Annotated in this window: 15 protein-coding genes; 11 read left to right on the top strand and 4 right to left on the bottom strand. The window is 67.9% G+C overall.

The features are described from left to right. The first annotated feature begins 14 nt into the window (after window positions 1–14). Genes RNZ50_19145 through RNZ50_19100 form a run of 10 tightly spaced genes read left to right on the top strand, consistent with a single transcriptional unit; the run spans window position 15 to window position 13,050 of the window. Window positions 15–1,100, top strand: a complete 1,086-nt coding sequence (locus RNZ50_19145) for a hypothetical protein (protein ID MDT8857111.1) — start codon at window positions 15–17, stop codon at window positions 1,098–1,100. Between the two features lie 3 nt (window positions 1,101–1,103). Continuing rightward, complete coding sequence (locus RNZ50_19140) at window positions 1,104–2,540, top strand: sugar phosphate nucleotidyltransferase (GenBank protein MDT8857110.1); 1,437 nt, start codon at window positions 1,104–1,106, stop codon at window positions 2,538–2,540. After that, window positions 2,533–4,023, top strand: coding sequence for a NosD domain-containing protein (locus RNZ50_19135; protein ID MDT8857109.1), 1,491 nt, complete (start codon window positions 2,533–2,535; stop codon window positions 4,021–4,023). Before RNZ50_19140 ends, RNZ50_19135 begins: the two co-directional genes overlap by 8 nt. Further along, window positions 4,023–5,444 carry an MBOAT family protein gene (locus RNZ50_19130; GenBank protein ID MDT8857108.1) on the top strand — a complete coding sequence of 474 codons (1,422 nt, stop codon included), beginning with the start codon at window positions 4,023–4,025 and terminating at the stop codon, window positions 5,442–5,444. Before RNZ50_19135 ends, RNZ50_19130 begins: the two co-directional genes overlap by 1 nt. An 8-nt stretch (window positions 5,445–5,452) precedes the next feature. Continuing rightward, window positions 5,453–6,559, top strand: a complete 1,107-nt coding sequence (locus RNZ50_19125; protein MDT8857107.1) for a hypothetical protein — start codon at window positions 5,453–5,455, stop codon at window positions 6,557–6,559. After that, window positions 6,552–7,313, top strand: a complete 762-nt coding sequence (locus tag RNZ50_19120) for a hypothetical protein (protein MDT8857106.1) — start codon at window positions 6,552–6,554, stop codon at window positions 7,311–7,313. The genes RNZ50_19125 and RNZ50_19120 overlap by 8 nt, the downstream gene beginning before the upstream one ends. Then, complete coding sequence (locus RNZ50_19115) at window positions 7,310–8,632, top strand: hypothetical protein (GenBank protein ID MDT8857105.1); 1,323 nt, start codon at window positions 7,310–7,312, stop codon at window positions 8,630–8,632. The genes RNZ50_19120 and RNZ50_19115 overlap by 4 nt, the downstream gene beginning before the upstream one ends. Beyond that, the gene (locus RNZ50_19110; GenBank protein ID MDT8857104.1) at window positions 8,632–9,255 is read left to right on the top strand and encodes an alginate O-acetyltransferase AlgF; all 624 of its coding nucleotides are present in this window, start codon (window positions 8,632–8,634) and stop codon (window positions 9,253–9,255) included. The genes RNZ50_19115 and RNZ50_19110 overlap by 1 nt, the downstream gene beginning before the upstream one ends. A 19-nt stretch (window positions 9,256–9,274) precedes the next feature. Next, on the top strand, window positions 9,275–12,022 hold the full coding sequence (locus tag RNZ50_19105; protein MDT8857103.1) for a hypothetical protein: 2,748 nt from the start codon (window positions 9,275–9,277) through the stop codon (window positions 12,020–12,022). Continuing rightward, entirely contained in the window at window positions 12,019–13,050 is a 1,032-nt protein-coding gene (locus RNZ50_19100) for an alginate lyase family protein (protein ID MDT8857102.1), read from the top strand. The genes RNZ50_19105 and RNZ50_19100 overlap by 4 nt, the downstream gene beginning before the upstream one ends. 5 nt (window positions 13,051–13,055) lie before the next feature. Here the strand turns inward: RNZ50_19100 and RNZ50_19095 are convergent, their stop codons facing one another. From RNZ50_19095 to RNZ50_19085, 3 genes are all read right to left on the bottom strand, one after another. Then, window positions 13,056–15,542: a calcium-binding protein gene (locus RNZ50_19095; protein ID MDT8857101.1), complete on the bottom strand. Its 2,487-nt coding sequence runs from the start codon at window positions 15,540–15,542 to the stop codon at window positions 13,056–13,058. A 479-nt stretch (window positions 15,543–16,021) separates the two neighbouring features. Beyond that, on the bottom strand, window positions 16,022–17,023 hold the full coding sequence (locus RNZ50_19090) for an HWE histidine kinase domain-containing protein (GenBank protein MDT8857100.1): 1,002 nt from the start codon (window positions 17,021–17,023) through the stop codon (window positions 16,022–16,024). Window positions 17,024–17,312: 289 nt separating this feature from the next. After that, window positions 17,313–18,116, bottom strand: a complete 804-nt coding sequence (locus RNZ50_19085; GenBank protein ID MDT8857099.1) for a protein-disulfide reductase DsbD family protein — start codon at window positions 18,114–18,116, stop codon at window positions 17,313–17,315. Window positions 18,117–18,256: 140 nt separating this feature from the next. On the opposite strand from RNZ50_19085, the gene RNZ50_19080 reads away from it, so the two are divergent. Further along, on the top strand, window positions 18,257–18,811 hold the full coding sequence (locus RNZ50_19080; GenBank protein ID MDT8857098.1) for a YqgE/AlgH family protein: 555 nt from the start codon (window positions 18,257–18,259) through the stop codon (window positions 18,809–18,811). Window positions 18,812–18,951: 140 nt separating this feature from the next. On the opposite strand, the gene RNZ50_19075 is transcribed toward RNZ50_19080, so the two are convergent. Then, complete coding sequence (locus RNZ50_19075) at window positions 18,952–21,309, bottom strand: aldehyde dehydrogenase family protein (protein ID MDT8857097.1); 2,358 nt, start codon at window positions 21,307–21,309, stop codon at window positions 18,952–18,954.

The raw sequence follows: 21,309 nt of genomic DNA, 5'->3' as shown, positions 1-21,309 counted from the left end.
GAAAGGCAAACTCCTTGGAAAACGCTGTCCTGTCGAACGCGAACCGCGTGCCTGTCAATCTGCCGGGCGGAAACGATCATCCCGTAGTGGACCTGCCCTTTACCGCCGTCATCGACGGGCGGCAGTTCCGCGGGCGGGGCCTGTCGCTGGTGGCGGCCTATGTGTCGGGGCTGATGGACCCGGCGGCGATCAACGCGACGCGGATCGTGCGGCTGATGTTCCAGTTCGACGGGTTTGCCGTGACGCTGGTCGTGGATGCCGAGGTGCGCGAGGGGGCCCATGGGTCGGGCGAGGCCGAACTGCTGTTTGCAAGCCCGACCGGGCCGCACCTGCCGCAGCTGCGCCATATCCTGAATGCCTACATCTCCGGCGATCTGGTCGGCCTGGGCCAGACCATCGGCGTGGCCGGGACGGCGGCTCCCAAGGGGCCAAAGGCGGCCGGCGCGCCGGAAAGCCGGATGTCGCTGCGCCGTGTGGCCGGGGGGGCGGGCGTCGGCCTGGTGTCGCTGGCCCTGATCGCCGTTGCCGGAACGCTGACCTACCAGCGGACGTTCGTCTCGCTGGTCCCGTCGCTCGGCACCGTCATTTCGACCGGCGAGGTGCTGCGCGCCACGACCACCGGGCAGATCGTCTTCCTGGACCTGAATGCCGCAAGGGATGACGTTGCCGTCGCCATTCAGTCGGCGTCGGGCGATGTGCAAAGCCTTGTCATGCCGTGCGACTGCGTCGTGACCTCGAACGGGCTGCGCGAAGGGTCCACGGTCCTGATCGGGGAACCGGTGCTGCAACTGGCCTCTGACAGCGACCGGCGACTGGTCGCGGCGGCCATTCCGCCCGCGATGCTGTTCGACCTGGCCGGCGCGGACCGGATCGAGCTGACCTTTCCGGGCGGCCAGACGGCGCTTGCCACCGCCGAGCCGCAGGGCCCGGCCGTTGCCGGGGCGGATGCGCAACTGATCTTGCTGCGGCCCGACGTGCCGCTTGATGCGGGCCGGGTCGGTCAACCTGTCCAGGTCCGCATCCTGCGGGGTTCGGGTGGTCTGGGAACGTGGGCCAACACGGCCCGCGCCCGTCTTGTAACGATTTTCAAGGGAGTCTGATCCATGAAGACGATTCATCCGCTCATCCTGTGCGGCGGCATGGGATCGCGCCTTTGGCCGATGTCTCGCATCGACCAGCCCAAGCAGTTTCAACCCACCAACGGCAAGGGCAGCCTGACCTATTTCCAGACGACGGTTCAGCGGCACCGGGCAGCGAACTTCAAGGATCCGATCGTCGTTACCAACGCGGCGCAGGCCGATCTGGTAAGCCAGCAACTGAACGAGATTCAGGCGTCGGGCCTCATCATCGGCGAGCCCGTCGGGCGCAATACCGGCCCCGCCGTCCTGGCGGCGGCGCTGGCCATCCTGCCGGATGATCCCGACGCGATCCTGCTGGTGCTGCCGTCCGACCACATCATCATCGGGGATCTGAACTTCACCGTCGCGCGCATGACCGCTGCGGCCGCCGGGGGGCAGATCATCACGTTCGGCGTCACCCCGGGCTATGCCGAGGCCGGCTACGGCTACATCATCGACGGCGGCCGGGTCGAGTCCTACGACGGCCTGCATTCGGTCGCGCGCTTCATCGAGAAACCCAGCGTGGAGGTCGCGCAGCGGCTGATCGACGAGGGAACGGCCTACTGGGCGTCCGGCATCAGCATGTTCCGCGCCGATGTGATCTGCGAGGAGTTCCGCCGCCTTGACCCCCGCACCCATGCCGCGGTGTCCAGGGCCGTCACCGAGGCAGCATCGACCCGCAACGGCATCACCCTGAACGAGGCCGCCTTTCGCGAGGCGCGCGACGAGCCGACCGAACGGTCGGTCTTCGAAAACAGTCCCGCCATCTCGCTCGCGCCGATCGACGTGAAATGGGACGACGTGGGGGCCTGGGCCTCGGTCTACGATGTCAACACCAAGTCGGACGACGGCAACGTGACCAACGGCGACGTGATGACGCTCGATACCACGAACTCGCTCATTCGCAGCGACGGGCGGCTGGTTGTCGTCATCGGGATGAACGACCTGATCGTGGTGGATACCAAGGATGCGCTGCTGGTGACCGACCGCAAGCACGCCCAGCAGGTCAAGCTCGTGGTCGAGAAGCTGAAATCCGGCGGTCGGGCCGAAGTGGTCAGCCACCCGTTCCGCAACCACGCCTGGGGCGGGATCGAGTCGCTGGCCACCGACCCGGGCTACCGGCTTGAAATGCTGACGCTGCTGCCCGGATCGACGATGGCCATAAACGGGCACGGGCTGGGCGCCAGCTTCCTGTCGGTCGTGTCGGGGCAGGCCACCTACCTGGAGGATTGCCGGGGCAACGACCACACGCTCGGCCTGGGCAGCATGTTGACCATCGACAAGGATACCCAGATCAGCCTGACCAATACCGCCGACTATGATCTGCACGCCTTTCTTCTGTCCACCGCCCCGCCCGTCGTTGGTCCGCCCGCCCGGATCAGCCAGTCCCTTCCGCCGCTGCGGGCGGTCGCAAATGGGTAACGCGCTGGCGGTGCTGCTGCTCTGCGGGGGCGTTCTGCTGCCTGCGGGTGCCGGGGCGCAACAGGCGGACTACCTTGCCCGCCAGCGGATCGAGGCGGCGGTGGCCCGCCTGTCCGATCCGCTGGCGGCGGGCACGCTGGCGGATGACGCGGCCTCGGTCATGGCCGGGGTCGGGCTGGCTTGGAATGCGGCCGCCGCCCCGGCTGCGGCTGCGAAAGCCTTCGTGCCCGACACGCGCGCGGTGATCGAACTGGTCGACATACGGCTGCTGCTGACCCAGATCGCGATCCAGACCGGGGCGCGGGATCACCTGGCCCTGGTCCGGGCGCAGGGTGCGCGCGACCATGACGTGATCCTGCTGCGCGGCGGCTTTGCCACGCTGGCCGATCTGCCGGCCCTGTCGAAAGGCACCCCGGCGCAGGATTTCGTGACCGTGACGCCGGATGGCATCGTGCTGTCGCGCCCGCTTGCCATCTGGACGGATGCCGGGCTGACGCTGGGCCCGGCCGATCAACTGATCCTCGATCGCCCGAGCGGCAGCTTTGTCGCAAACCTGGGCTGGCTGGACGTGCAAGGCGGCGCGATCATCGGGACCGACGGTCCGAACGCCGCCGAACCCGCCTTCCGCCCCTTTGTCCTGACGGCGGGGCAGGGCGGCTTCACCGCAAGCGACGCGACGCTTCAGGCGCTGGGGTTCGGCGCATCGGATGTTTTCGGCGGGATGGCGGTGGCGAACAACGGGCTTGTCGCGCCGCTGTTCTCGTCCGCCATCACGGACAGTGCGCTGATCGACGTGGCGACGCTGGGGCTGATCGGCACGACCGGGGCCGTGGTGTCCGGCAACCACATCGCCGCCGCGACCGGCACCGCGATCCTGATTTCCCACGCGAGGGAAACGGTCGTTGCAGCCAACAGGCTCACCGCCCTGTCCGGAAGCCAGGCGATCCGCGTGACGGCAGGTTCGGCCGACGTGCGGATCAGCGGCAACCTCCTGTCCGGCACGGCCCGGACCGGGATTCTGGTCGACCGCGACAGCCGTGCCGTCAGCGTCACGGGCAATCTTGTCGCCGGCAGCCAGACGACCGGAATCGGCGTCGAAAAGGCAAGGTGCGTCACCATCACGGGCAACCTTGTCGCGGGCAACGGCGGAACCGGGATCACCCTGACCGATACGGATGACACCACGGCCACCGGCAACGCGATCCTGTTCAATCGCGGCTCCGGCGTGCTTGTGCGCGATCAGGCGGCCGCGGCGCAGGTCTGGCTGACCGGGAATGTGCTGGCCGGAAACCGCGACGGCCTGCGCGGCGCCACACCGGGCGATGTGGCAGTCGAGGGCAACGACCTTGACGGCCAGATGCCGCGCGTCTTCGCCGGCGATCTGGCCCCGCTGACCGTGGACTGGCTGCGCAGCCGCCGCGACGCGGTGGTTTCCATCCCGGCCCCGTCACCCGCACCTTGCGACTTTCAAGGAAACGGCTGATGGTGTTCTCGTCGGAAACCTTCCTGTTCCTGTTCCTGCCGCTGTTCCTCGCGGTCTATTACCTGACGCCGGTGCGGTTCCGGTCGGTCACGATCCTGATCGGGTCCTATGCCTTCTACGGCTGGTGGCGGATCGACTTCCTGGGCCTGCTGTTTCTGACAACCCTCTGGACCTATGCCTTCGGGCGGGGCATCGGCGCGGCGAAAAGCCGACGGGCGGCAAAGACCTTTCTGATCATCGGGCTGACGGGCTGTCTGGCCGTGCTGGGGGTGTTCAAGTATCTGAACTTCTTCATCGACAGCTTTGCCACGCTATGGGGCACGGATGCGGCCGGCCTTGGCGTGCACTGGAAACTGATCCTGCCGATCGGCGTGTCGTTCTACGTGTTTCAGGCGGTCAGCTATCTGATCGATGTCTATCGCAAGGATGCGGTCGCCACGGCCGGCTTCTTCGACTTCGCCGCCTTCATCGCCCTGTTCCCGCAGCTTGTCGCGGGCCCGATCCTGCGCTTCAAGGATCTGGCCGGGCAATTCGCCCACCGCGAACATTCACTGGACCTGTTCCTTCAGGGGACGACGATCTTTGCCATCGGCCTGGCGAAAAAGGTGCTTCTGGCCGACACGGTCGCACCCCTGGCAAACCTGGCCTTCCAGACCCCCGATCCGTCGATGGCCCTGTCGTGGATCGGCGCCATCGCCTACATGATCCAGCTTTATTTCGACTTTTCGGGCTACAGCGACATGGCCATCGGCATCGGCCTGATGCTGGGCTTTCACTTCATCCGCAACTTCGACACGCCCTACATCAGCCGGTCGATCACCGAATTCTGGCGGCGCTGGCACATCAGCCTGTCGGTCTGGCTGCGCGACTACCTTTACATCCCGCTGGGTGGCAACCGCAGGGGCGGGGCGCGGACCTATGTGAACCTGATGCTGGTCATGGTGCTGGGCGGCCTGTGGCACGGCGCGAACTGGACGTTCGTGCTCTGGGGCCTGTGGCATGGCGCCTGGCTGGCGCTTGAACGTGCCACCGGGCGGGCGAAGGCCACCGACCTGTTCGCGCTTGGCGGCACGCTGCTGATCGTGCTGCTGGGCTGGGTCATGTTCCGCGCCGCCAGCGTGACCGAGGCGCTGGGCGTCTACAGCGGGATGCTGGGCCTGAACGGGTTCGCCACCGCGCCGGAGGTGGCGCTGGCGATCACCACCGAAAGCCTGCTGTTCCTGATGCTGGGCGTGGCGGTCGCGGCGCTGGAACCGCGCCTGAACCATGCCGCCGCGACCCGGCTGCGGCCCGGCCCGGCGGGCAGGCTGACCGCGCTCAATGCGCTGGTGCCGGCGGTGCTGGTCAACGGGCTGGGTGCCTTTGCCGTCATGAAACTTGCGGAACAGAGCTTCTCTCCGTTCCTCTACTTCCAGTTCTAGGGGGTCAGATGACCATCATCCTTCGCGCGGCCCGCCTTGCCCTGCCGACGCTGTTCTTCGGCTATGCGATCCTGGCCAACCTGTCGCTGGCGACCGGGCCGCATCCCGCTGTGGTCCTGCCGGACGCCGGGCTCCTGTCGGGCGGGCTGACCCGTGACCTTGACGGCATCTACAAGAAGGATCTGCCCCACATGGGCCCGTCGTTCGGGCTGATCGGTGCCGCGCGCTATGCCCTGCTGGGCGAGGCGCGGAAGGGGGCCGTTGTCGGGCAGGATGGCTGGCTTTTCAGCAGCGAAGAGGTGCGCCCCCTGCCGACCGACGCACAGCTTGCCGGGGTCGTGAAGACCGTGCTGGGAATCCGCGCGCAGCTCTTGCAGGGCGGAACCGAGCTGGTGGTCGTGCCGCTGCCCGCCAAGATCGACATCTACCGCGGCATCAGCCCCGACGTGGCCTTCGGCGAGGCGCTGGCGACGCTTTGCGCCGATTTTTCCGCAGACCTGAAAGCGCGCGGCGTGGCGGTGGTGGACGCGCGCCGCGCCCTGCTCGACCCGGTCGAACCCGTCTTCTTCGCCACCGACACGCACTGGACCCCGCATGGCGCCGACCTTGTGGCGAGTGCAATCGCCGCGTCGGGCACCATCCTGCCCGGCCCCCTGTCCTATGACCGCACGCAAGCGGCCCCGAAGCCCCTGACCGGCGATCTTGTCAGCTTTGTCACCACCGCCGCGATGGCCCCCCGCGTCGGTCTTGCGGTCGAAAGCGTGATTCCCGCGACGCAGACGCCCGTCGATGCCGGGTCCGACATCTTTGGCGGGGCGGCAACCGACATCGTTCTGGTCGGGACCAGCTACAGCGCCAATCCCGACTGGGGTTTTGCCGATGCGCTGATGCGGACGCTGGGGCGCGATGTGGTCAGCGTGGCCGAACAGGGACTCGGGCCGCTGCGGCCGATGCAGGATTACCTTGCGGGCGGCGACTTCCGCACGGACCCCCCCGCAATCGTCATCTGGGAGATGCCGATCCGGTATCTGACCGATCCGGCGCTCTGGCCCGATGTGGCCGCGCGCGACCCCAAAGTCGCGGCGCTGCCGCAGCAGGAGAATCCCGATGGGTAACGTGCCCGGGTTTGCCGCCGTCCTGATCTGCCTTGCAACCGGGGCCGTGGCGCAGCCGATGGCCCCCGATCCCGGCTTGCCCGGCATGGTGGTCCGCGCCGATTTCGTCTTCGACAATGCCGTGCGCAAGACGCGCGACCTGCCCACCGCTGCCCTTCAGGCGGCACGGCGCAAGATGATCTCCGGCGCGGCGATGGGCCCGACCGACCTGCGAGCCCTGGCCGATGCGGGCGACGGTCTGGCCGCGTTCCGCTATGCCAGGCTGTTGCAGGAAAAGGAAACCCCCGACCCCACGGGTGCCGCCGCACATTACTATGCGATTGCGGCCTATACCGGGCGGGCCTTTGCCGTGCCGCCTCTGGCACGGCTGCTCAGGGACGAGGGCGCTGGCTACAGCGCGGGCCGCCTGACCCATGGCCTGAACGCCATGACGGTGCAGGCGCTGAGCGGGAATGCGGTGGCCTCGACGCTGCTGGGGCAGATGTATGCGGACGGCGTGCCCTTCGGCCGCGATCTGGCGCAGGCCCAGAACTACCTTGGCATGGCCTCGGGCGGCGGCAGTCCGCGGGCCGCGCTGCAACTGGGAGTGGCCCTGATGTCGGACCCGGCCGATGCGGCAACGGGCCATCCGGGTGCGCGTTCGGCCCTGGCGCTGGCCGCGGCGGGCGAGGATCTGTCGGTCCGCGTCACGGCCGAAAACCTGCTGCGGATGATCGACGGAATGCCCAGCCCCCAACCCGAGGTGACAAGATGAAAATGCGCTTTGGCGGCCCTGCCATTGTCCTTGCGGCCCTTTCGGGCGCCCCGGTCCTCGCGGACCCCTCGGCCTATCTGTGCGGCGGGCTGGACACCGCATCGTCCCTGCCGTCGATCGAGGGGCTGGACGGCGTCTTCTACCGCGTGCTGGCCGACCTGCGGATGCGCCATCCGATGGAGGATGCGGTGATGGACCAGATGGGCGCCCTGTCCGAGGCACTGGCCGCCGGAGGAACGACGCTGATCTATGTGACCGTGCCGACGAAAAGTCAGGCGATGCCGCAATTCCTGCCCCCTGCCGCCGCCGACTATGCCTTCGACAGCGCGACGGCGACACTGGTCTATGGCGACATCGTCAGCCGCCTGTCGGCGCATGGCGTGCTGGCCCCCGACATTCTGGCACCGATTGCCGCCGCCCCCGCCGACCGGCCGCCGTTCTTCCAGGCCGATTTTCACTGGACCGCGAACGGCGCCCGCCTCGCGGCAGAGGCGATCGGCGCGGTGATCAAGGCGCAGCCGTTCTATGGCGACCTGACCCCGTCCGAATACCAGACCACCGAACAGCCCGCGACAGACGCCTTTTCGACCATGCGCCGCACCTTGCAGGCGTTCTGCATCGCAGAACTGCCCCGCGTCGAGGCGGTCGGCCACCTGACCGAGGTGGTGGACGGCCCCGACGAAGGCGTGTCCGACATCTTTGCCGGCGGCGATGAAGCGGTGCAGATCGTGCTGGTCGGCACCTCCTTCTCGGATTCGCCGCCGGGCAATTTCGCCGGCTACCTGTCGGAATACTCGGGCCTTGACGTGGTCAACTATGCCGTTACCGGCGGCAACCAGTTCGGCGCGATCACGTCCTACCTGACCTCGCGCGATTTCGTCGACAATCCGCCCCGCTTCCTGATCTGGGAAAACCCGATCTACAGCAATCTGGCCCAGTTCGGCCCCGACCCGATGGACGAGCTTGTGGCGGCGGCGGGGCAGACCTGTCCGGTTCCGCTCGCGGTCACGCAAGCGGGCGAAAACAGCCTGACCGCCGACCTGGCCGGGCTGAAGATCGGACAAGATGACGTGATCCTTGCCGATCTCGGGACCGATGGGCCGCGCAACGCGTTGTTCACCGTGAAGACAGCCTCGGGCGTCACGCGCAATGCGCAGATGCAGCGCAGCGACCGGATGCTGGCTTCGGGGCGGTTCTTCAAGCCGCTGGGCAGCATCTGGCACCCCGATCTGACCGCGCTGACCGTGACCTTCGACAGGCCGGTCGGTGACGCCTCGACCCTGACGCTTTGCCCCTCATCCCGGAAGGATGCCTTGTGATGACCCGCTGTTCCCGCCTTGTTGCCTGCCTGCTGGCGCTTGCTGCCGCCCCTGCCTTCGCGCAGGACAACCAGCTTTACGAAGACCCCGCCGACCCGAACGCGTCCTTCGTGCGGATCGTGTCGCCGGGGGAAACCCTTGCCGTGGTGGGGGAAGACACCTTCGACAACGTGCAGGGCGGTGTGACCCCCTATGTGATGATGGCGGCGGGCAAGGTGTCTGTCGCGGTGGGCGATCTGGTCAGCGACGGAGATATTCCGCCGGCCTCGTTCTACAGTTTCGTCGCGGGCACCGACGGCACGCTGCACCTGTTGCAGGACGTGATCAGGAACAGCCCCGCCAAGGCCGATCTGGTGTTCTACAACCTGTCCGACCTGGCCTCGGTGGATCTGTTCGTGCCGTCGGCCGATGCGCTGGCGCTGGAAGGCATCGCGCAGAACACCTCGCGTCAGGTCACGCTCAAGGCGCCGCTGACGCTGGATTTCGAAGTGCGCGACGGCGCGACGGTCCTGGCCGACCTGCCCGCGGTCAAGATGCGGCGCCGGGCGGGCGTGACGGTGGTCTTCAGCGGCAGCGCCGGCGACTACACCGCTTTCAGCACCGAGAACCTGTATTCCAACTGACCCGCGAAAGGGCTGACCCATGACCATGAACCGATCCGGGGCCGGCCTGCTTGCGGCACTTGCCCTGCTTTGCCTGCAGCCTGAAGGGCTTGGCGCGCAGACCCTGCCGCTTGCGTTCGAACCGCCCGACATGGTGATGACCCCGGTCTGCGTGGCGCGGGCGTCGGATGTCGATCTGGTTGCCGCATGGGGCGCCTGGGACGGGGTGGCGCTGCCCGACCGCGACATCGGGCTGATCAATCGCGACCTGCGCCGCCTGGCGGAGATCGACCCCTCGGCCTGGGACGCAACGATCCGGCGGGTGATCACCCTTCTTCCCGGCCTTTCCGCCAGCTTCACCGCCGATCACGCCACTCTGGCCCGGATCGAACAGATGATCGCGCTGGGGCAGTTGCAGGAACTCAAGTCCGAGGGTCTGGTGCAGCGGTTGCTTGACCGGGGCGACGAGAACTCGCCCCGGATGCTGAACGCGCTTGCGGGGTTCCTGAACGAGGGCATCGGCATCGACCGCGATACCCGGCGCGGCGCCGACCTTCTGATGGCCGCCGGCTATGGCGGCAACGCCGATGCCTTGCTGACCCTGTCGCATCTGGCGGTGGCCGGGAATGCGCCCGAAGGCTGGGACATCAACCCGCAACTGGCCGTGACCATGGCTTTCGGGTCGCTGGTGGGCCAGATCGACCCGCTGATCTGCGACCGGATCGCCCGGATCGCGCGCGAGTTTTCCAGCGGCAAGGTGGTAAGCCTCGACCACGATCTTGCCGTCCGGTGGTATCGCTTCGCCGCCGATCTGGGTGACCCCATCGCCGCCTGGCGGGTGGCGGAATATCATCTGCAATCCGAACTCGTGACCAAGGACAACGATGTCCTGCTGGCCTATCTGACCAAGGCCGCCGACGGAAACCTGCCTTATGCGCAGGTGGCCCTCGGCCGGGTTCACGAGGCCGGCGCGCTGGTGCCCGCCGATCTGGCGATGGCCCGGACGCTTTACGAGGCCGCCGCCGCACAAGGCGACCGGGCCGGCCTGATCCGCCTGTCGGGGTTCCTGGAGGCGCAACTGCCGCATCACCCCGAGTTCGAACCCGCATTTCTCGACACGCTGGACAGGCTTCAGGGCCTTGCCGACGCGCCGGCCTGGGTCTTCGCCAAGCAGGCCACGAAAATCCTTGCGGTGCAGGGTCGGTGGACCGGGCAGGCCGCTGCGCGCGCCCTGCTGGAACGGGGGGCGGCCATGGACGACCCCGCCGCCATCGTGATGCTGTCCCAGCTGGATCTGGGCGCCGCCCGGACCGAACCCGAGTTCTACGTCGCCGTCGATCACCTGATCCATGCCGTCACGACCCTGGGCGAGGCCGCCCCGACCGCCGACCTTCAGGCCGCCTTCCTGTGCAAGGCGCCCAATGCGCCGCTGCCGGACCAGGCCGCCTACTGGGCCGGGGCCGAGGCTGCCATCGGGTCATCCTCGTTCCAGTTCAGCGATTCCGCGCTGGCGAAACTGGCCGCCGACCCCGACCCGCTGGCCATGGCGGCCCTTCAGACGCAGGCGCTCTATGGCCGCGCCACGCCGCTTGCCAACCTGCTGGCGGTGCTGGAACGGGACGGATCGCCCGCGTCCGAAGTGGCGTTCTGGACATCCTATGCCGACCGCTTTGCCAATGTGGCGACCGCCCGGGCGGCACTTGCGCTGGAACGGGCGGCCAACCCGTCCGCCCGCGCCGCCGCCCTGAACCAGTTCCGCGCCGCCGTCACGGCGGGCGAGGATGGCGCGGCGCTCAAGCTTTCCAAGGCGCTGCTGATCGACGCGACCGACGCCGCCCGCGCCGAGACCGTCCCGCTGCTCGTGGCGCTGGCCCAAGGCGGCAACGGCGAGGCGATGGCGATGCTGCCCGATGCCGATCCGGCAACCTACCCGACCCCCCGTGCGGTGTTCGACGCCTTCTCGCGGCAGATCGACGAACGGGGCGACTTTCTGGCGCTGATGCTGGCGATGCCGTTCCTGCCCGATGCCGCAGGCCGCGACATCTATCGCGCGCGGGCCATCACCGCGATGCACTGCGCCTTTCCCGAGGCAGTGGCATTCGCCGGCGTGATGGGGGCAGAGGGCAATCTTGACGAGGCGCACCGCTGGCTGACCATCGCCACCCATCTGGCCGGGCAGGACAGCTGGCAGATCGTGGCACTGGCCGACAGCTACCGGGCGCTTCTGGGCGAAGATGGCGACGCGACCGCGCTGGCCTTCTATGAAAAGGCCCATGCGCTTGGCAACCGGACAGCGGTGCAGCGCCTGTTGCGCATCCTCGGCAACCCGGCGAAGGAAGGCTATGACCCGGCGCGGATCGTGACGCTCTATGCCGATCTGGTGGCACGAAGCGATGCCCGCCAGCTCCCTGCCGTGCTGGACGAACTGGCGCGAAAGGACCCGAAGCTGCGCGTGGCGATCGAGTCGCGGCTTGACCTCGACCTGCTCTATGCGCAGGCCGCCGAGGCCGGCGATCCCGCCGCGATGCGCGAACACGCCGGCCGCCTGCGGGCCGCCGCTGTCGCGCGGGGCGAGATCGAGGAATCGACCGGCTGGCTGGTCCGCGCCTCGGAAGGGGGCGACGTGCCCGCGATGATGCTGCTGGCGCAGGCCTACTCGATGGGCGTGGGGGTGCCCGCATCCCTTGAAAACGCGCGGGGCTGGCTGAAAAAGGCCGCCGATGCCGGCGACCCGACCGCGATTGACATGGTCAAGCTCTTTACCGTCGATGCCGGAGTGAACCGATGAAACATATCCTGCCCGCACTGCTCGTCTGCACGCTGGCCTCGGCCACCGCTGCGCACGCCGACGAAAAGGCGCCCGTGCCCTTTGTCTGCGCCACCACGCCCGAACCGGTCGTCAGCCTCGACCACGGCAGCCGCTATGACGCAAGGGACAAGAGCCGTTCCGATTTCGACGAGGCGTCGAACGACGACGTGAACGCGCAGCTCAAGCCCGTTGATTCCTTCATCAGCGATCTGGCGCTTGCCGCCAACCGGGCGGTGTCCTCCCCCGACGACCGTTCCGCCGCAGCGGATTGCGTGCTGTCGGGACTGGCGGTCTGGGCCCGGGCCGACGCCCTCAGCGACCTGGCCACGATGAACGCCCGGCTGTCGGCGCCGTCGCGGATCGCGGGGCTTGCCTTTGCCTATGCGCAGGTCGAACCGTTCCTCGCGGCGTCCGAAGACCGGGCCATGGTCGAAGGCTGGCTGTCCGCCGGCGCGACGGCGACGATGACCTATTTCGACACCGAAGCCCCGAAGAACGCCGGCCGGAACAACCTGCGCGCCTGGGCCGCGCTGGCGGTTGCCCGGATCGGGCTGACGACCGGCGATGCCGCCATGATCGACTGGGCCGACGCCTCGGTCCGCCTTGTCGCCTGTCAGGCTGCGCCCGACGGCAGCCTGCCGCTGGAAATGGCGCGCAAGGAACTGGCGCTGCACTACCAGCTGCACGCCGTCACCCCGCTTGTCGTGACCGCAGCCCTGTTGCAGGGCCGCGGGCATGACCTGTTTCGCGCCTGCGACGGGGCGATCCACCGCTCGGTCAACTTCGTTCTGGCCGCGTTCGACGACCCCGCCCTGGTCGAAACAAGAACCGGCCACGCGCAATCCTACTTCAACGGGTCCGAGGAACTGCGCGGGTTCGAACTGGCCTGGGCCGAGGCTTACCTTTCGGTGTTTCACGCCCCGCGTCTGGCGCAATTCGTCGCCGGATACGGGGCGCTGGGCAATTCCAAGATCGGGGGCAGGCAGTCCCTGGTCTGGGGAATGTGACGGCGTCAGAGCAGGATGTCGTGCTGCCCGACGGTGCCGGTGACATAGATTGCCAGATCGGCCACGCCGTCCCCGTTGGTATCGCCATAGACATAGCCGCTCTTGACCCAGACCGACCCGGCCCCTGCATTCGCGGTTCCCCGGACAAAGGCCTGATCGCCCGCAACATCGACATTCGCGTCGATGCCCGTCAGGTCGATGCGGTCCACCCCGGTCTGGAAATCCAGCACCTTGTCGCTTTTCAGGCGTTCGGTGTCGGATGCCAGGGCAAAGACAAAGACATCCGCACCCGCACCGCCTTTCATCTTGTCCTGACCCGCGCCGCCGTCGATCCGGTCGTTGCCCGCGTCGCCGGTGATCTGGTCGTTGCCTGCCCCGCCCAGCAGAACGTCGTCCCCATCCTTGCCCCAAAGCTGGTCGTTGCCTGCAAGGCCCTGCAGCACATTGCCCGCATCATTGCCGTGCATGTGGTTGTCGCCGGTGCTTCCCGTCCCGTCGATCGCGGCGGACCCGACCAGATCAAGCCGCTCCACATCGCCCGACATGGTGAAATCGACCGTCGAACGGACCGTGTCGAAATCGCCCAGTCCGGAGACCGTGGTTCCGGCGACGGTCACCTCGAACACGTCCTTGCCCGAGGTTCCGACCAGCTCGGGCAGGACCGGGGCGGCCGGTAGCCACGTTCCCGCACCGGCGAAGATGCCGTTCACGGCCGCGACGGAGTGGATCGACATGTCGGCCAGATGAACCGCCTTGTCGCCAAACAGCAGCCACTCGACCTGTGACACCTGATCGGTCGACTGGGTGCCGACGCGGTCCCTGACCTCGAACACGCCGTTGCCCCGGCTGGTGATCGTGAAATCCGCGAACCTGCCGGAATACCGGACGATATCCTCGCCCCCCGCCCCGTTCAGCACGTCCCGGCCCGTCCCGCCGATCAGCAGGTCATTGCCTGCCCCGCCCGTCAGGCTGTCGTTGCCGCCCATGCCGTCGAGCCAGGCCCCGTTGGCATAGCCCGTGATCTGGTCGTTCAGCCGCGTTCCCACCACATGGCCGAAGGTCACCACGTTTGCATCGGCATCCGTCACCGATCCGTAATGGGTGCCGGTGACGTTCACGAACAGCGTCGCCCCGATGATGTCGGAATTGGCGTCACGAACCGACCTGTCCACCACGACGACGTTGTCATGGTCCCGCCCGCCGTGGAAGTTGATGTCCCGGTCGGTCTGCGTGACATGCACGAAGTTCCCCGCAGACGAGCACCACGACGCAAAGACGACCGAATGGCGCATGTCGGCATCGCTGATGTCCGTGAAGCTGCTGTCATAGACATCGCGGATCTGCAGCCCATATCCATTGCCGCTGTCGCCCTTGTTGTGCGCGCCGGTCATGGTCAGGCCGACGGCAGTGACGCCGGTGCTGCTTGCCACATTCACGCCAAGCGAAGGCACGTCACGGGACGTGACATCGAACAGGTGCAGCCCTGCCGTGCCATCGATCTCGATCACGGCGTTGCGGTCGTAATTCCCAAGGGTGTTCGAGAACGCCGACGGATTCGCGGTGGAAAGCCCGTAGTCGACGGTGAACCCGCCAAGGGTCACGTTCTCGACCATGCTGATTTCGGTCACCCGGGTTTCGCCCGTCGAGAAATCGAAATGCACGCCGGAAGCCAGCGTGATCTGCGAGCCGTTGACCGATTCCACCTGCGCGATCGAGGTGCGCAGCGGCACGTCGGTGTTGCGCCAGGCCTTGTCGCCGATCTCGTCATAGAACGCCTCGGTGCTTTCGCGCGACAGAAAGACGAAGTCGCCCGCCGCCAGGCTGTGGGCTCCGGTCAGGGTCATCGCCGTGCCGCCTTCGGCCATGTCGGCGGCCAGGGCAAAGCTGCCCGCCGTCCGGCCGTTGCCGACATGGAACGCCTCTTGCCCCAGGGTCGGCGGCACGTCGATGAAGGTCTTGTCCGACCCGGCCCCGATGACCGAAATATCGTCCCGGTTCACCGTGATCGTCCGGTCAAAGCTGAAATGGCCGGCCGCGAGCCGAAGGGTCGTTCCGGCCGGGGCGGTGTCGATCAGGGTCTGCAACTGCGCCGCCGACGTGCCAGGCGCGACGATGATCACGCCATCGGCACCGGCGGCAGCGGTGGCCACCGCGACGGCAGGGGCCGCACCGGATGCCGTGCCGACCGGCGTCTGCGCCGGTGCGGCCAGTCGGGTCTGACTGCCTGCGGTCAGGCTGTCCGCGACCGTCGCGTCTGCCAGGCTGGTCGACGAAACCCACCCTGTCCCGTCCGACCGGCCTTCCTGGGCTTCAGGCTCGCCCTTCGCAGCGCCAGCCTCGGCCAGCGTGGTCACGAGCGGCACGTATTGCCGGAAAATGTCTGCGTCGCCGATCGGCGCAGGCGCAGAGCCGGGAATGGCAGGTTCGCGAGACGTGAAAGCACCTTCCGACTGCAGCCATGCAGCCGTGGCAAACGTATCCTGGACGTTCATTTGAGACTTTCTGGCTTTGTAAAGAAAGATGCTCTTTTTTGGGCATTTTCGCTGCTGCGTTTTTGTTCCATCGGAACGTCTATTCATAATGATATTTTTTCGCCCGTGGCAATATTACATCCATGACGCGTGTGTTTTTTTGCACAGACCCGCCGATGTGGCAGATTCATGCGCGCCGGCGTGCGCCAGGCAGCGGCGTATGAGGTGAAGATTGCGCTGGTGCCGGCATCCGGTCGGCCCGCCCCGTACGCCGCGCGCAGGCACAGGGCGGCACCGCGGAGGCATGGCGGCAGGACCGCCGGAAACCACTCCGGCCCCGCGGGCGGGGCGCAGGCAGGGCGGCATGGGCGGGGCGCAGGCAGGGCGGCATGGGCGGGGCGCAGGCAGGGCGGCATGGCCGCGCCGACCCCGTTCCCGAAACCTGAAACGGGTCTGCCCGGCAGGCGAGACTGCGGCAGGGCAGCAGTGACCGCGAGCGTCTAGGACGCCAGCCGCTCGCCGTTTATCTCGATGGTGACAAGCGCGCCGCTTCTGGACCAGTCATAGCTGATCGACCCGCCCAGCGGGCCTTCGACCGTCCGGCTGACCAGCTTGCGGCCGTAGCCCTGCTGTTCGGCGGCCTTGGCCAACTCGGGGCCGCCCTGTTCCGTCCAGACGATGCGGACATTGTCGCCCGCCACACAGCCAGACACATCCAGCACGCCTTCATCCGACGAAAGAGAGCCGTATTTCAACGAGTTCGTCGCAAGCTCGTGCACCACCAGCGCCAGGGCCGCCGCAGCTTCCTCGCCGACGCCCATCCTTGGAACGGCGATCCGGATGCGCCCGGCAAAGGCGCCCTGATCGTCATAGGGGGCCAGCAGAACCGTGAAGATATCTCCGAGCAGGGCCGCGTCGCCGTGGTTTCCCGGCAGGGGGCGCACAAGGTCATGGGCCCGGCCCAAAGCCGTCAGCCGGTGCGTCAGCTGGGTTGTCATGTCCTCGACCCCCGACGAAGAGCGCGACGTGATCCGGGCGAGGCCGGAGGCGATCGCGAGCAGGTTCTTCACCCGGTGGCTCATCTCGCCCGCCAGCAGTTCGCTGCTCTCCTCGGCCTGCTTGCGCCCGGTGACATCAAGGAAAACCCCCATCATGGTCCGCCTGACGATATCCTCGTCGCTTCCGCGACCGCGCGCGGAAATCCAGCGGACCTTCTTGCCGATCAGGGTGCGGAAGTCGATCTCGAACGGACCAACGACGGCCCGTGTTGCGGCAAAGGCCGCCCGGACCCGATCCCGGTCCGCAGGGTGGATCTTCTCGGACAGATGCTCGAAAGTCAGGAGTTCATCCGGGGAAACGTCCCACAATTCGAACCCGCGTTCGTCCATGTCGAAACGGTCGAAATCGACATTCCAGGACCATAGCGCGATGCCTGCCGCGTCCACTGCCCTTTGCAGCGCGTCATCGCCCCACCGGGCGCGAATTTCTTGACTGTTGCTCACATGAGCCTCCGCTTGTCGGCTGCGCGAAACCGGTGATGCACGGTCGGAGTATGGTGACACATGGCCCCGCCCGTCAACGGTCGCCGTCAACGGTCGCCGTCAACGGGCGTCGGCGTCGGCGGCAAGGGTGGCGCAGGTGGAAATGGCGGCGGTGCCCGCCCGGAGGTGGTCGCGCCGGAAGACCCTGCGCGGTGCGGATCGGCAGGGGCGGGCGCCCGGACGGGGCATCGAGCCCCGCCCGGGCGCGGCCGCAGGCGCGGCGGCGGGTCCGCGGCCCCGCCGTCCCCGGTCAGGGTGCGGCGGGGCAGCCCGGAATTTCCACCGCCCGGTCGTCGCCCAGCACCGTCAGTGTCACGGCCGCGCGGTCCAGTGCGAAGGGCTCGCCGCTTTCGGGCACCAGATCGACCGAGGCGGTCAATCGCCGCCCGACCCGCGCCACCACGGCTTCCGAAGCCCAGACACCTGCCGCCCCCGGCTCCATCACCACGGTTTCCATGGTGCCAGTCACCGGAAGATCGATCTCGGCCGTCAGGCGCAGCCCGTCGGCAATCGGCTCGACCTTGCAGGCAATCGCGGCCATGCCGGCCTCTGCGGGTGTATCGGGCCGGTCCGCAAGGGCCGCGCTGATCACGGCATCGGCCGCCCCCGGGCCGGCAAGCTCTGCCGACAGCGACAGCTCCGCGGGCATGCAGATGTCGCGGCACACCCCGAGGTCGATGCTCGCCCTCAGATGGATCGCCCGTGTCGGATCCTTCGCCGTGACTTCGATCGGCAGCACGAGGTCCGTCTTGTAGCCGATGCTCTGCATTCCGTTGACATGAAACACATGCGGCCGCGGCCAGTGCACCCGAACCGCCCCCAGATTCTCCGACCCGCTCCAGTCGAACAGCGGCGGGATGCCGGTATCGCCGGGCGCGCGCCAGTAGGTCTTCCAGTCCGGTGCCAGCTTCAGGTGCAGGGCCGCGATATGGGTGCCGTGGTCGGTGCGCCACCCCGGCAGGATCTCGGCCACCAGCACGTCACCCTGCGTGGTGGCCAGGACGGGCGGGGCAGACAGCGCCAGCAGCGCGGCAAGGACAACGGGTTTGAACATGTGCGGACATTACCCTTCCACGCCGGATAGGAAAATCACTTTCGGGCGAAACCCGCGTGATCCAGGGCAGGCCGCCCCTTGCACCCTCTTGAGCAACACCCGAATCGCGCCATATGCTGACAGCACAGCAGGAGGCGGCGATGGAACTTGGCGGCACGGTCCTGATCGCGATGCCCGGCATGGGCGACCCGCGCTTCGAGCACAGCGTGATTCTCGTCTGCGCCCATTCGCCGGACGGGGCGATGGGGCTGATCGTCAACAAGCCGACGCCCGACCTCAGCTTCACCAGCCTGCTCGACCAGCTGAAGATCCCGCACGACCCCGGCGGGCGCGACATCCGGGTGCATTTCGGCGGCCCGGTCGAACGCGGGCGCGGCTTCGTGCTGCATTCGCCCGAATGGCGCAGCAACTCGGCCACCATGGCGGTGCCGGGCGGCTATGGCATGACGGCGACAGTCGACATCCTGCAATCCATGGCGCGCGGCACCGGGCCGGACCGGGCGCTGCTGGCGCTGGGCTATGCCGGCTGGGGGCCGGGCCAGCTCGAGACCGAAATCGCCCGCAACGACTGGCTGACCACCGACGCCCCGGCCGATCTGGTGTTCTCGGCCGACGACGGCGCCAAATGGGGCGGCGCGCTGAAGCACATGGGCATCAACCCTTTGTCGCTCTCGGCCACCTCCGGGCGCGCCTGACCCATATCCCCGTGAGACAGATTGCCGGCAGTGTCTCCGATGGCCGCTTCTCAGCGGTTTGCCCTTCCCCGTTTCTCATTGGCACAAATACCCCGGGGGTGCGGGGGCTGGCCCCCGCTTCCGCCGCGCCCCGCGCACCGTCACTCGCCGTAAGGCACCCACACCGTCTTGACCGCCGTCGCCGCCCGCAGGAACTCCCGCCCCTGACCGGCCGGCCCGTACCAATCGCGGGCGCGGCCGTGGTTGACCCAGGTCCGCTTCAGGTTGCCCGCGGCGGCGCGTTCCACATCCCCCGACAGGTCGGTCGAGGAAAAGCACCAGACCGCATCCACATCCATGTGCCCCGCCAGCGGCAGGGCAAGCTCGGCCGCGCTGCCGGTGACGATGTTCACCACGCCGCCCGGCAGGTCGCTGGTCTCCAGCACCTGGGCAAAGTCGGTCGCGGCCAGCGGGAAGGGCTCCGACGGCACCAGCACGCAGGTGTTGCCCATGGCGATTGCCGGGGCCATCAGCGACACGAGGCCCAGCAGCGGCGCCTCGTCGGGGGCAAGGATGCCGATCACCCCGCAGGGCTCGTTCATCGCCAGCGCCACGGCGCGCAGCGGCACCGGTTTCACCGCGCCCTCGAACTTGTCGGCCCAGGCGGCCCAGGTGAACAGCCGGTCGATGCTGGCCTCGACCTCGGCCACACCGGGCCGGCCGGTCATGTCGCGCAGCCGCCCGGCAAATTCGTCGGCACGGGCCGACAGGTTTTCCGCGATGTAATACAGGATCTGCGCCCGGCCATGCGCCGTCATCCGCGCCCAGCCTTTCGCCGCATGGGCCGCCTCGACCGCGTTGCGGATGTCCTTGCGGTTGCCAAGCCCGACATGCCCCAGCAGCCGCCCCGCAGGCGACCACACCGCGCGGGAATAGCCGCCGTCCGGGCGGGCCTGCTTGCCGCCGATGTAAAGCTTGGCGGTGCGGTCCAGCCCACCCGAATCGGCCCCCCCCGCCTCTGGCACGCGCGGTTCCGGCACTGCCGCCAGCGGCTTCAGCGCCTTCACAGCCCCGGCGGGCCGCAGATAGGCCAGCAGACCTTCCCAGCCGCCCTCGCGCCCGAAGCCCGATTCGCGCAGCCCGCCGAACCCGGCGCCGGCGTCAAAGAGGTTGGTCGCGTTGACCCAGACCACCCCCGCCTTCAGCTTCGGCGCCACGTCCAGCGCCAGATTGACGTTCTCGGTCCAGACCGAGGCCGCCAGCCCGTAGCGGGTGTTGTTGGCCAGTTCGACCGCCTCGGCCGGGGTGCGGAAGGTCATCGACACCAGAACCGGGCCAAAAATCTCCTCCTGCATCAGGTGCGAGGCGGCGGACAGGCCGGTGATCAGTGTCGGCGGGTAGTAACAGCCCTCGGGCACCGAAACCGCCGCGCGGTGCGTCTCGCCCTCGCTGTTGGCATCGACCAGCGCGGTGATCGCCGCAAGCTGCACCGGATGGATGATCGCGCCGATGTCGATGCACTTGTCGAGCGGGTCGCCAATCCGCAGCCCGTCCATGCGCGCCTTGAGCTTCATGTGGAACCGCGCCGCCACGCCTTCCTGAACCAACAGGCGCGACCCGGCGCAGCAGACCTGCCCCTGGTTGAACCAGATCGCATCCACCAGCCCCTCGACGGCAGAATCAAGGTCGGCATCGTCGAACACGATGTAGGGCGACTTGCCGCCAAGCTCCAGCGTCAGGGCCTTGCCGGTTCCGGCAGTGGCCGCGCGGATCTTGCGCCCGACCCCGGTCGAGCCGGTGAAGGCGATCTTGGCCACACCCGGATGCGCCACCAGCGCCGCCCCGGTGTCGCCATCGCCGGTCACGATGTTCAAGACACCCTTGGGCAGCCCCGCCTCGCGCGACAGCTCGGCAAACAGCAGCGCTGTCAGCGGCGTGTATTCGGCGGGCTTCAGCACCACCGTGTTGCCCGCCGCCAGCGCAGGCGCCACCTTCCACGCCAGCATCAAGAGCGGGAAGTTCCACGGAATCACCGCGCCGCAGACCCCCAGCGGCACCATCCCGGGCTGCTCGTCGCCCAAAAGCTGCGCAAGCCCCGCATGGTAGTAGAAATGCCGCGCCACCAGGGCGAGGTCAATGTCGCGCGATTCGCGGATCGGCTTGCCGTTGTCCAGCGTTTCCAGCACCGCCAGCAGCCGCGCGTGCTTCTGCACCAGCCGCGCCAGCGCATACAGAACCCGCGCCCGCGCGTGCCCCGAAAGCGCCGCCCATTTCGGCTGCGCCTTTCGGGCGGCAGAAACGGCGGCATCCACCGCCGCCGCGTCGCCCAGGCTCACCTCGGCCAGCACGCCGCCGGTCGCGGGGTTGTGTGTGGGAAAGGTCGAGCCCGGCCGGGTGAAGCCGCCGTCGATCCAGTGGCCGAAGGTGCCCTTGTGACGGCCGATCCAGTCCATCGCCTCGGCGGCGCTTTCAGGGGCGGGGCCGTAGCTCATGGCATCGAAAATGTCGCGGATTGTCAT

The organism is Paracoccaceae bacterium Fryx2 (assembly GCA_032334235.1).
GTDB lineage: Bacteria > Pseudomonadota > Alphaproteobacteria > Rhodobacterales > Rhodobacteraceae > JAVSGI01.
The sequence above is the reverse complement of the archived record's forward strand: the minus strand, read 5'-3'. Positions and strand labels throughout refer to the sequence as shown.

Bases quoted from the DNA above. Each gene is read 5' to 3' on its own strand.
- RNZ50_19140 (MDT8857110.1), top strand. From the start codon at position 1,104: ATGAAGACGATTCATCCGCTCATCCTGTGCGGCGGCATGGGATCGCGC.
- RNZ50_19135 (MDT8857109.1), top strand. From the start codon at position 2,533: ATGGGTAACGCGCTGGCGGTGCTGCTGCTCTGCGGGGGCGTTCTGCTG.
- RNZ50_19130 (MDT8857108.1), top strand. From the start codon at position 4,023: ATGGTGTTCTCGTCGGAAACCTTCCTGTTCCTGTTCCTGCCGCTGTTC.
- RNZ50_19125 (MDT8857107.1), top strand. From the start codon at position 5,453: ATGACCATCATCCTTCGCGCGGCCCGCCTTGCCCTGCCGACGCTGTTC.
- RNZ50_19120 (MDT8857106.1), top strand. From the start codon at position 6,552: ATGGGTAACGTGCCCGGGTTTGCCGCCGTCCTGATCTGCCTTGCAACC.
- RNZ50_19115 (MDT8857105.1), top strand. From the start codon at position 7,310: ATGAAAATGCGCTTTGGCGGCCCTGCCATTGTCCTTGCGGCCCTTTCG.
- RNZ50_19110 (MDT8857104.1), top strand. From the start codon at position 8,632: ATGACCCGCTGTTCCCGCCTTGTTGCCTGCCTGCTGGCGCTTGCTGCC.
- RNZ50_19105 (MDT8857103.1), top strand. From the start codon at position 9,275: ATGACCATGAACCGATCCGGGGCCGGCCTGCTTGCGGCACTTGCCCTG.
- RNZ50_19100 (MDT8857102.1), top strand. From the start codon at position 12,019: ATGAAACATATCCTGCCCGCACTGCTCGTCTGCACGCTGGCCTCGGCC.
- RNZ50_19095 (MDT8857101.1), bottom strand. From the start codon at position 15,542: ATGAACGTCCAGGATACGTTTGCCACGGCTGCATGGCTGCAGTCGGAA.
- RNZ50_19085 (MDT8857099.1), bottom strand. From the start codon at position 18,116: ATGTTCAAACCCGTTGTCCTTGCCGCGCTGCTGGCGCTGTCTGCCCCG.
- RNZ50_19080 (MDT8857098.1), top strand. From the start codon at position 18,257: ATGGAACTTGGCGGCACGGTCCTGATCGCGATGCCCGGCATGGGCGAC.
- RNZ50_19075 (MDT8857097.1), bottom strand. From the start codon at position 21,309: ATGACAATCCGCGACATTTTCGATGCCATGAGCTACGGCCCCGCCCCT.